The organism is Aquimarina sp. AD1 (assembly GCF_003443695.1).
Lineage (GTDB): Bacteria > Bacteroidota > Bacteroidia > Flavobacteriales > Flavobacteriaceae > Aquimarina > Aquimarina latercula.
On record NZ_CP031966.1, the window covers coordinates 1679928 to 1692443 of the forward strand.

Here is a 12516-nt window from a genome sequence, read left to right on the forward strand (position 1 = left end):
TTTTCATCTTGATTAAAATTTAAGATTTACACCTAATAAATATGTTCTTGGTACAGGATAAAACCCTTGATCGATACCTCCTCCAATGGGAGCACCAGAAGATGCTGCAGGATCATAACCTTGATACTCCGTAAATGTGTGTAAATTATTTACTGATACATATATTCTAAATTTGTCTATCCCAATTGGAGTCATATATTGCCCTGAAAACGTGTATCCCAACTGTACGTTTTGAATTCGGATATAAGAACCATCCTCTACATAAAAACTAGAAAACAAACTATTAGAATTAGCACCTGTCGTTACTCTTGGAAATGAATTCGTAGTTCCTTCACCAGTCCAGCGATTTAAAAATGCATTACTTCTATTTACTAACGGCTGATTTCGCTCATAATTCCTAACAATATCATTCCCTAACGAAGCAAATGCATATGTTGTAAAATCAAAGTTCTTGTATTCAAAACCCACATTTAGACCCATTGTAGCATCTGGAATAGGGTTTCCAATATCCGTTCTGTCATCAGAGTTAATTTCTCCATCTCCATTTACATCGACGTATCTAAGATCACCTGGAGCAGCATTAGCTTGTGTTGCGTGAGCGTCCACTTCTGATTGATTTTGGAAAATCCCGTCTGTTTGGAGTCCATAAAAATATCCAATCGGTTTACCTGCTTCCATTCTTGCTGGAAAATCTTGACCTACACCAAATGCTCCTCCTGCAATAAAGTCATTATCACTATTTACCGATATTACTTTATTGTCTAAAGTCGTCAAATTAAAACTTATGTTGAACTTAAAATTTTCAGAAAATTGATCATTATAACTTATTAAAAACTCATATCCCTTATTTTCTACGACACCAGCGTTTATAGTAGGAGCTCCAGATCCAGGAGCGGCAGCTCCTAATATACCAGATACAGGAGATGACACTAACAAATCTTCAGTTCGCTTTTTGAAATAATCAAATGTAATATCAATTTTATTATCTAATAATTTAGTATCAAAACCTATGTCGAAGGTTTTTTGACGTTCCCATTTAATCTCAGGATTAGAAATAACTCCAATAGCTCTTGTTCGTTCATCTCGAATTAATTCATCATTTATTACGTAGGAACCCTCTCCATCCAATAATGAAACATATTGAAAATCATTTATTCTATCATTACCAATAACTCCATAACTAACTCTAAGTTTTAAGAAATTTAACCAACTACTATTATTTAAGAATGAATCATCTGATACTACCCATCCCAAAGATGCCGTGGGGAAGTACCCAAACCTATTTTCTGGTCCGAATTTAGAAGAACCATCTCTCCTAATTACAGCAGAAAATAAATACCTCCCTTTATAAGCATATTGTAACCTAGAGAAATATGATAATAACCGAGAATCAAATGTTTTTGGTCTACTTTCTAGATCATCAATTATATCAGATGCAAGAGAAAGATCTGCATTTGAAAAGGAATTATCTATTATATCGAATCCAGTAAAACTAGAAAAAGATCCTGTTGTTTTAAAAACAGACATCCCTAATAATACTTTTACATCATGATCGTCAGCAAATACCTTTTCATATTTCAAAAAATTATCCCAAGTAAAATCTCTAAAGAAATTTTTAAACTCTGTAACACTACTTCTCTCTACATTAAATACTTTTCCAGATCCGTAAAACACTTCTGGAGAAAAGACTTTACCATCAACTTCTGAATAATTAAACTGAAACCTTGATTCTGCTGTAAAATTGCTTAGAAAATTATATCTCAATCCAAAAGTTGCTCCAACTCGATTAACTCTTGTATTATTAAACGTATTTTCTATTTGCGCTATTGGATTAATCACTTCATTTCCTAAACCTTCTGCCAAAGTAAAATCTCCATTTTCATCTCTAACTGATAATGTAGGAGCCATATTTAAAGCATTAAACAAAACAGATCCTAACGTATTTTCTAATAATGTTTCCCTATTAGTTTGTGTAAAAATCCCTGAAGTTGTGAACTTAAAGTTTTTAGCAAAATCTAAACTGTAATTTAATCTCCCTGTAAAACGTTCAAAATTAGCATCTGATCCACCTACAATTCCATCCTGTGTCAAATAAGAAGCTCCTCCTGAATATGTGGAGTTTTCACCACCACCAGAAACATTAAGATTTATATTAGAAATTGCTGCTGTTCTAAAAATTTCATCTTGCCAATCTGTTCCCTCGCCTAACACGGTAAAATTAGGAAATGGCGGTGTTTGCCCACCAGCAGCAAACGACTCATTAATAATAACACCGTATTCTGTGGCGTTAAGTACCGGTAATCTTCTTGTAGTTTCCTGAAAACCAGCATAAGAGTCTACTTCGAATTTTAAATCTGTATTGCGAACTCCTGACTTCGTTGTAATAAGAATTACACCATTTGCCGCTCGCACACCATAAATACCAGCGGTAGCATCTTTAAGCACATTAATACTTTCTATATCATTTGGATTTAGTACACTAAGATCCTCTATTACATTTCCATCTACCAAGATCAATGGTCTACTATCTCCATTTGTAGATATTCCACGGATGGATATCGTAGAACTACTTCCGGGAGATCCAGATTGTGATGTGACATTTACACCTGCTACCTGCCCTTGCAGTGCTTGTTCTATTCGTACCGGATTTAATTCTTCAATAGTTTCAGCTCCCACAACAGAAACTGCTCCAGTAATTTCTTTTTTAGTTTGTGTTCCATATCCTATTACAATGACCTGTTCTAGAGATTCACTATCCTCCTCCATTATAATATTAATAACAGGATTCTGACCAACTGTAATTTCTTGAGTAGTAAAGCCTACATATGAAAAGGATACAACACTTCCAACAGATACACTGTTTAAACTGTAGTTTCCATTAAAATCTGTCACTGCTCCGTTAGAAGTATTTTTAACAATGACATTCACTCCTGGTAACTCTAGTCCATTGGCATCTTTTACGTTTCCTCTGATCTGAATTTCCTGAGCATTAATAACTGTTGTTAAAAACACAGCCATTAAGAAATAAGCAATTTTCATAAATGTTTTCGTTTGATTTACTCAAATTTACCGACGAACATTAAGAAATCGTTAATAACCAACCACAACAAAAAACATACAGTATTTTAGAATACTTAAAAAATTAATAACTTTTTTACGGAAAAACCCAATAAAAACAGGAAGTAATAATAGTTTCTTAATTATTAAAAAAATGTAAAGAAAGTATTACTGTAACAGCACTACAACGTTGGAGTATAGGTAATGTTGTGGTGATAAAAAGACATGTTGTAGTTCTAAATTTCAAGGATGTAGTTCACTAAACTATCTGAATGCTCTAATTCTAGCTTTTTTCTTAAACGATATCGCTTAATTTCCACACTTCTTACAGAAATGTTTAACAATGGTGCTATTTCCTTAGAAGATAAATTAAGTCGTAAATAGGTACAGAATCTTAAATCATGAGGAGTTAAATTATCGTGCTTTGCTTTAAGTTTTTTCAGAAAATCTTTATCTACACTATTAAAAGCTTCTACAAAATGATTCCAATCGTCCTTATTATTTAAGTTTCTATCAATGATTCGTTCTACATTTTTTAATCCACCTCGCTCAGACTCCGATTTCTGAAGTTCTTTTTTAATAGTATTAAGAATTTCGTTCTTTTTAATAATATTCATTGTAGAAGAAGCTAACTCTCGATTTTTACTATCTATATCCTGAGTTAATTTTTCATTATTAAGTTTCATTATTTCTCTTTCACTCTCTAATTGCTTAAGCTCAAGTTGTTTTTTGTTTTCTTCAACCAACTTTTCTCTTTGCTTTGAATAATAACGTTTGTATGCTCTGTGCATTATCAACAATAAAACCAAAAATAAAACAGAATATATGATAATAGCTAAAACAGAAAAATACCAAGGCCTATCAATAGTAAATTTATACTGTAAGACATTATCGCTCAGATCATTCCCAATTTTAGCTCGAACCTTAAAAGTGTACTCTCCGAATGGTAAATTCTCGAATACAATGTTGGTTTTTGTACTCCAGCTACTCCAGTCTTCATAAAAACCATCTAACTTATACTGAAACTTTGAAATAAGGTATTTATCATATTCGGGAATTGCATATGAAAAAGAAACTGTATTTAAATTAGATTCGAAAACAGGAGATGTATCTAGAAAATCGATTTCTTTGAATTCTGTAGTCTTTTTCTTTGCAAAAACTTTTTCTAAAATAATCTGATGCTCTCTAGACTGAACTCTAGATAAATCCAAAATCATATATCCATAAGTAGTTCCTAAAAGGTATTTATCATCTATTATATGAAGGATATTTTCAAAACCTATCATTTCCTTTCTCAAGACATACGGTACAGGCACTTTTATTACATCTAAATTATCAGAAAATTGACTTTGAAAAATATAATCCAATTCATCTTCAGCAAAACTCCAAAGTCCTCCTCTATTATCTTTTACAAGTTTTCCAATACCTTTTTTTTCTATATCAAAAGCTTTGCTAATTAAATTGTTTTCTTCAAACTTTCTCTTTTCTTTATTATAAGAAAACACTCCTTTCTGATGTGCATAGAAAATATTGTTTTTATACTTGGCAATACTAGAGTTTTTACCTTTTGGGGCCGTTGTATCCTTTACAACTTTTTCCACTTTTGTAAAGTTCTTATCCAGTGTTAAATTAAAAAGTCCTTTGTATTCATGATTGATCCATAATTGATCTTCATATATTTCTAAAAACCTTGCAGAATAGTCAAACCCTTCTATTTTATGTCTTAATTCCCATGTATCATTTCGTTTTTGTAATATACTAAGGCCTCCATAATGCCCTTGCAATAACCAATCAGGATGTCCTGGAACTACTCGAAAAATCCAAGTCCCACCAATAGCACAGATTAAACGAGAACTATCTTCTTCTATTTGAAAAGTTCCTGAATCATGACCACAGAACAATGTATCATCATAGCTAAAAAGATTCCAGACTTGTCCGTTCGTACCTTCAACAAATTTAAATTGCTCATCCTTATCTAATCTCTTGTAAAACAACCCTTGATTAGTTCCTAGATATAATAAGTCATTAAAAACTATGGTAGTATATACGGTACCAATTGTCCCTTTATCATCATTAAAACTCTGTATAGGTGATTTTAAATTCAGACAATTAATTCCATTGTCCAAAGCGAGCCAAATATTTCCATCCATATCTTCAAAAGAAGATAATACCGTATTGTTATTTAACCCTTTGTTCTGATTAACCTGATAAATAACCTCACCTTTATCAGATAGGTAAATAAGTCCATTAGATATTGTGCCTACGACTATACTGCCATCTTTAAGTGTTGTACTACTATAAACCGTAGCGTCGTTTAATAGATCATCTGATTCTGTATTCCATTTACTAACTTCTCCATTAGAAAACTCAAAAAAACCTTTTGTGGTTGTAAGTACAAAAATCTTGTTATTAGATTTCCAAATGTTTACAATCTTATCACTTATTACCTTAGCACTATCTATTATTAATATTGGCTGTCCTTTTTCGATTTTATAGATCCCATTATTTAAATCATGATAATAGATTGTACCATTAACATTAAAAATATTGGTAAGAGTTAATTTAGACTCTATTATTGAAATTTCTTCTGTAATAATATTGTATAAGTAAATCCTATCTAAGGACTGAAATAGTATCCAATCACCCTGATTTACTATATGCCAAAACTGCTCATCTTCTATAAGCTTTTCTTTTATAGTATCACTAAGTGAGTTGTATTCAAGTTTGCCAAAATTATTCTTTTTCCAATATCCAAAGTTCATATAGAAACCTGTATAAACACGCTGATCTACAACTTTTACAGATCGTATTACGGTTTCATTTGGTGTTGGGTACAATTCCCAGTTGGCACCATTAAACTCTAAAAGACCTTTATTATTCGCTACATAAATATATTTATTCTCAGCTTGAGATATAGACCAGTTTTGTGTTTCTCCTCCATAAGCATCTGGAGAATAAACTTCTATCGGCGGTAATTCTTGGGCAATAATTATCGCCGAAAAAAATAGAGATAAAAATAAAAATGTCTTTTTAATATATTTCAATTATTTAAAATAGATATAGGTAGATATAACAATTAAACATACTATAGCACCTACAATTTTTGTGTATTTCCAAGGAGTAATATCTACTTCCTTAGTATATTGCTGTTCATATGCTTCTTCTCTTGGATACAATTTACCAATAATTAACATGATAATTATGTTAACTACAAAAAGAATTGCCATTACATGTAAAAAATGAGGATAGGCAGATGCTTCCACTCTACTTAATTCAGATAAATCAGTAATACCATTAGCCTTTGCAGCATCTACTGCGTTACCCTGAAGTATTGGTTTTATAACAAATTGACTCAAAATATATAATACAGATCCGGAGATAATACCAATTTTACCAGCTATAGCAGGTACTTTTTTCGTAAGGTACCCTACAACTATGATGGTCAAAATAGGAATACTATAAATTCCATTCACCTCTTGTAAATAATCAAAAAGACTCCCAGCATTTGCTATAAATGGAGCCACAGCCATAGCTAATACTGCTAATAGAACACCAAAACTTTTTCCTGCTTTTACTACTTGCTTTTCACTTGCTTCCTTATTGATATATTCTTTGTAGATATCAAGACCAAAAAGAGTAACGGAACTGTTTAATGCACTATTAAATGAACTTAAAATTGCTCCAAACAATACTGCCGCAAAGAAACCAACTAAAGATACTGGTAATACTCTACTAACTAAAGTTGGATATGCCTCATCTGCAACCTCTAACTCTCCATTAAAAAGATGAAATGCTATAATACCTGGTAATACAACTATAATAGGACCCAATATTTTTAGAAATGAACCTAATAATAGACCTTTTTGACCTTCTTTAAGATTTTTAGCACCTAACGCTCTTTGTATAATAGCTTGATTTGTACCCCAATAAAACAATTGAACCAACATCATTCCGGTAAATATTGTTGCAAAAGGGATAGAAGATTCACTATCTCCAATTACCTTAAATTTTTCTGGGTTTGTAGTCATCAATGTATTAATACCTTCAGAAATACTACCATCTCCAATTTCTAATAAACCAAAAACCGGAATCATAATACCTCCTATTAGTAAACCAACAGCATTTATTGTATCAGATACTGCTACAGCCTTTAATCCCCCGAAGATTGCATAAATTGATCCTATCACACCAATACCGATAACACAAATCCAGATAGAAGTTTCTTTAGAAACCCCTAATAATCCTGGTGCATCAAACATAGTACTAATTGCTAAAGAACCAGAATACAATACAATCGGTAGAAAAACTACAACATAACCAGTTAAAAACAAACCTGATGTAATTGCTTTCGTTGTAGTATCATATCTTCTTTCTAAAAATTGTGGTACAGTTGTGATTCCTCCTTTTAAATATCTGGGTAATAAAAAAATTGCAGTGATTACCATAGCAATGGCGGCCAATGTCTCCCAAGCCATAACTAAAATACCTTCTGTATATGAAGAACCATTTAGCCCAACAATCTGCTCTGTGGATAAATTAGTGAGTAATAAGGAACCCGCAATTACTACAGCAGTCAAACTACGTCCTCCCAAAAAATAACCATCTGAAGAAGTTTCATCGGTTTTTCTTGTAGCCAAATAAGATATAATAGCAACTAAAAGTGTGAATCCTACGAAAGAAATAATACCCATATTAAAATTTTAATGATTTGTTAAAAATCATAAAAATATCAGATATTATTCAATACCATTAAGAATTATATTAAAAAAATAAGGATGTAAAGTTTTTGTATAGGTCTTATTAACAATAAAACAATGAAAAACAATTATTTAGAAAATATCACTTCTTGTAATGTATACTATATCTCCAATAAGAAAAAGCTCCTAAAATAGCCCAAACAACGAAACTATAATAGACTGCAGTCGGCGTCACTACCTGATCCCCGCTAGCATAAGAATGCAACCCTTTTAAGTAGAAATTTACTCCGAAATATGTCATCAAAATAGACGAAACTGCAAATACAGACATCAGATTAAAAAACCATCGACCACGCAAACCAGGAACTAATCGCATATGTATTACTAGAGCATATACCATAATACTAACTAAAGCCCAAGTTTCCTTTGGATCCCAGCCCCAATATCGCCCCCAACTTTCATTGGCCCACATACCACCAAGAAAATTACCAATGGTTAACATCACCAAACCTATAGTCAATGCCATTTCATTAATAATAGTAATCTCTTTGATATTTAGAGCCATTCTCTTTTTGTTAGACTTAGTGGTCAATATCATTAATAATAAAGAAAGGATTCCTAGAATAGCACCAACAAAGAAAGGTCCATAGCTGGCTACTATAATGGAAACGTGAATTAAAACCCAATATGAATCTAAAACAGGTTGTAAATTTGCAATTGCTGGGTCTGTCCAATTCTCATGTGCAAAAAACAATATAATAGCAGCTACAAAGCCAGTTGCAGCAACAGTAAGGTTACTCTTTTTACCAAAAGCTAATCCTAACGCCATTGTCGCCCAAGCTACATAGATCATGGATTCATATGCATCACTCCAAGGAGCGTGACCAGATACATACCATCTAATTATTAATCCGGATGTATGTACCATAAAAATCAATACAGTAATTCCCATAAAGATTTTTACCAACACTTTTACAAACTTATTTTTATAATAAAATATACCAAAAATGATAATTAGAATAAATAGCAAACTAATAATTCCATAGTATCTATATAATGTTCTAAAAATATCATACTTATTAAGAGCTATCTCAGCTTGTATTTTGTCATCTGTTGGCATTACCTCGCTTCCAAACTTTGTTTGAAATGCTTTGATACTTTCTAGATACTGATCAGGTTTGCTATAATCACCCGTAGTTCTTGCTTCTTGTAATGACTGTATATAAATAGGAATAATTTGTCTAGTATAAACAGAATCCATTCCAGTAAATTTGTGTTCATTTAACTGCGGGACTGATACCCATTTATTTCCTTTGTCATTAGGAACCGGAAAAATTCTAAGAATTCCTCCTCCAAGAGCCTGATTTAACAAATAGAATTTTTCGTGCGTTTTTAAGAAATCCTTTTCAAAACTACTTGGTGTACTTGTACTACTTGCTTTTTCTAAATAAGGATCTAACTTATAAGAACCATCTTGTTCTACTAAATCTATAAGAGAAACTCTTCTCTCTGATTTCGAAACCCCTAAAATCTTACGAATACTATCATTTTCTCTTTGTATCTCAATAATAGGAATGCTATACCATATAAAAGGGTTCTCAACCATAGATACAAATACCTGATCTGCCGTTAAACCCTCATACGTATCTTTTTTACTTAACTTACGAAGTAATTCTGAAGAGAATGTATTTACAGGTTTCATTCTACCTCGCTCATCTTGGATAATAATACTACCAAATTTCGCAGCGTGCTCTTTGCCAACAGCATTGGCTTTTATAATAGAATCTAACTTAGCTTTACTTGGTAAAGTCTGAAGATGATTTACATGGTTCGGTTCTTCCTGTTGTGGTTGTTTTTGTTGTTGTTGTTGTTGTTGTTGTTGTTGTTGTGCAAAAGAAAATGTTGAAACAAACAATGTTAATAAAAGAGTCAATTCTTTCTTTTTTGACTTTACTTTATTTAACATCTGTTCTAAATCCTTAAATCTTGATCCTTTTGTGAAGAGTATAAGCATTAATCCTAAGTATAATAACATATATCCAGCATAGGTAACCATAGTTCCCCAATAATCATGATTTACAGATAATACCGTTCCTTTTTCATCTGGATCAAAAGATGCTTGAAAAAAACGATATCCTTTATGATCTAAGACATGATTCATAAAAATATCATATGGTTGAGGCGCCGCATTCTCTTCTACAATATCTACTTTACTCATAAAAGATTTATATACCTTTTCTGTTCCTGGCTGCTTCTCTGCAATAAAATCATTTAATTTTAACGCAAAAGGAAGCTCTAGTCGCTTAGAACCATAGCTAAAATACATATCAAGTCCGCCTAAAGAAATTTTCTGCATATCATTTGCATACCCTTTCCCTCCTAACAACTTTACTTCTTTGGTTTCACCGTTAGTAGTAACATCGACAATAAGTGCATCTTGCTGTCCTTTATCTTTTATCTCAATTGGAACCACATCATATGTTCCAGTTAATACTGGATCCGGAATTACAAATTGCATTCCAGCGGTTTGATATAAAGATCGTAACATAAGAGGTTGAACGCTATCTTTAATTACTAAACCTTGCTGTTGATCAGCCATTCGTAAATAAGATCCCTCAAAAGGAGATTCTATATAGTACTCATCATTCTTATAAGTGATATTAATAGCACCTTTTGTAGGTATATTAAAAGCAACCAAAATATTATGAATATTTGATACTTCACCTTCCTTTAAATAATGGTCGTGTCTATTGCCATCACCTGCTTCTACGATCTTAAGATAATTCTCTCCATCTTCCTTCTCGACTAAGCCCATTTCTGCACCGGTAATATAATCTCTATATTGTATTGTTACAGGCTGACTATTATAATCCGTATTAATTGTAAAATCATTATTGGTAGCCTCCGTCAATTCTAATTGTTCCGAAATTGGTCTTCTACGAGGTTCTCCGTTAATTTCTCCATCAAGAAAAACCGTTAAATATGTGCGTTCGGATAAAAACTCTGAAGTAGTTTCTCCTTCTCGTATTGGCATTACGCCCTCATAACTTATATATCTAGTTATAAAAGCACCAAGAAGAATTAAAATGAAAGAAAGGTGCAAAAGTAATGTTGCCCATTTTTCTTTTTTGTACAGCCTATATCGTACGATATTTCCACAAAAATTAATCATAAAAAAAGCCATAATAGCTTCAAACCACCAGGTGTTATAGATCCAAATTCTTGCTGCAGTTGTACCATAGCCATCTTCTAAAAATGTTCCTACCGCCATCGAAGCAGCAAAAACTAAAAATAGAACAGCCATTAATCTCGTAGAAAATAAAATACTTGCTAACCTCTTTTGCATTGTAATTTTTTTAGCTCGGCAAATTTAGTGTTTTTGGCAGGATAATCAGACATTCTAATTATCCTATTTATTGGTTTTAACAGAACTATAAAACTTGTCTAATTTTTAAAGTATGTTCCTTATTTTAGCCAAATGATTACAGTAGTTATTCTTGGTGCCGGAAATGTAGCACAACATCTATATACTGCTTTTCGAAATCAAAAATCGACAGAAGTAGTACAATGTTACAATCGAAAAGGAATTTTAATTCATAAAGATCAAAAAAAAGCATCTATTACTGATTCTCTAAATAATTTAAAAAAAGCCGATCTATACATCTTAGCGATAAGTGATGATGCTATAGAAGAGGTTTCAAAAAAATTACCTTTTAAGAATAGATTAGTTGTTCATACATCAGGTAGCGTTCCGATAGCTGCTATTAATGATAAAAATGCTCGAGGCGTTTTCTACCCTTTACAAACATTCAGTGCTACAAAAAAAGTAGATTTTAGCAATATCCCTTTTTGTATTGAAGCAGATAATGAAAAAGACAAACAAATTTTAAGAAACATCGCCTCTCAATTATCAAAAAGAATCTATGATATTAATTCTGATCAAAGAAATGTATTACACGTCGCAGCTGTATTTGTAAATAATTTCACAAATTATATGTTTTCCGTGGGAGATGAAATTTGTAAAGAAAATGAAGTTCCTTTTGAAATCTTACATCCATTAATACAGGAAACTGCAAAAAAAATAACTGAGATAGAACCTCAAAATGCTCAAACAGGACCAGCTATTCGTAAAGATTACCAAACGATTGAGCGACACCTTAAAATACTTAAAAATAATTCACAAAAAGAACTATACAAAACACTTACCAAAGCAATACAATCTAAATATGGAAAAGAGCTATAAAGAGTACCTACAACATATCACCACCTTTATTTTTGATATAGATGGGGTTCTAACCGATGGGACAGTATTAATTAATACCGATGGAGAGTTATTAAGAACTATGAATATTAAAGATGGATATGCATTAAAAACTGCAGTTCAACAAGGATTTAATGTATGTATTATATCTGGAGGAAAAAATGAAGGCGTAAGAAAAAGGTTAGAAGGTCTTGAAATAAAGGACATTTATTTAGGAGCTCATCATAAAGTGGAGCAACTTAATGAATATACGGATAACAAAAACATAAAACTGGAAAATGTCTTGTATATGGGGGACGATATCCCAGATTTACCGGTTATGAATATGGTAGGATTACCAACCTGTCCTCAAGACGCAGTGGCAGAAGTAAAAGAAGCCTCAAAATATGTTTCATTTAAAAAAGGTGGGAAGGGTTGTGTAAGAGATGTTATTGAACAAGTCTTAAAAGTACAAGGAAAGTGGGTTGCTAACTATAATGCCAAAGCGTAAACTCTTTTATC

The 12516-nt window shown here is 32.1% G+C and carries 6 protein-coding genes; 2 read left to right on the forward strand and 4 right to left on the reverse strand.

Features of this window, described 5'->3' with window-relative positions; genetic code table 11:
- Window positions 1-12: 12 nt before the first annotated feature.
- From D1815_RS07625 to ccsA, 4 genes are all read right to left on the reverse strand, one after another.
- Entirely contained in the window at window positions 13-3039 is a 3027-nt protein-coding gene (locus D1815_RS07625; RefSeq protein ID WP_118386520.1) for a TonB-dependent receptor, read from the reverse strand.
- A 254-nt stretch (window positions 3040-3293) separates the two neighbouring features.
- Window positions 3294-6101 (reverse strand): triple tyrosine motif-containing protein, encoded by a 2808-nt coding sequence (locus D1815_RS07630; protein ID WP_118386521.1) that lies wholly within the window; start codon window positions 6099-6101, stop codon window positions 3294-3296.
- Window positions 6102-7748 (reverse strand): solute:sodium symporter family transporter, encoded by a 1647-nt coding sequence (locus D1815_RS07635; protein WP_118386522.1) that lies wholly within the window; start codon window positions 7746-7748, stop codon window positions 6102-6104.
- Between the two features lie 148 nt (window positions 7749-7896).
- Complete coding sequence (gene ccsA, locus D1815_RS07640) at window positions 7897-11100, reverse strand: cytochrome c biogenesis protein CcsA (protein ID WP_118386523.1); 3204 nt, start codon at window positions 11098-11100, stop codon at window positions 7897-7899.
- Between the two features lie 132 nt (window positions 11101-11232).
- Between ccsA and D1815_RS07645 the strand changes: the two genes are divergently transcribed.
- Both D1815_RS07645 and D1815_RS07650 read left to right on the forward strand, forming a co-directional pair.
- Window positions 11233-11997: a Rossmann-like and DUF2520 domain-containing protein gene (locus tag D1815_RS07645; RefSeq protein ID WP_027392847.1), complete on the forward strand. Its 765-nt coding sequence runs from the start codon at window positions 11233-11235 to the stop codon at window positions 11995-11997.
- Window positions 11981-12505, forward strand: a complete 525-nt coding sequence (locus D1815_RS07650) for an HAD family hydrolase (protein ID WP_027392848.1) — start codon at window positions 11981-11983, stop codon at window positions 12503-12505. The genes D1815_RS07645 and D1815_RS07650 overlap by 17 nt, the downstream gene beginning before the upstream one ends.
- Window positions 12506-12516 lie beyond the last annotated feature (11 nt).